We start from the raw sequence: 216 nt of genomic DNA on the forward strand, positions 1-216 counted from the left end.
GCTATCTGAAAAAGTAATGTCGAGCGTTTGATTTGCTGACTCCTTCAAAATTAGTTCCTCAGGTAAATATCCTTCGAGTTTCAATGTGTCATTATGATGTACCCAACCATCTGTGGAGATCATAACTAAATCATTCAAATATTCTTTATTAATGACGTACACATTGTTGCCAGTGCCACCATTTAATGAAACATAGTAGCTAGCTTCCTTAACTAT

The 216-nt window shown here is 35.2% G+C and carries 1 protein-coding gene; it reads right to left on the bottom strand.

Going from position 1 to position 216, the window contains the following annotated elements; translation table 11 throughout:
• The coding region (locus AC1M9N_RS14530) for a hypothetical protein (protein ID WP_481954984.1) at positions 1–216 on the bottom strand (216 nt) is incomplete at both ends.

The sequence above is a fragment of the Acinetobacter sp. ANC_7655 genome, assembly GCF_056784015.1.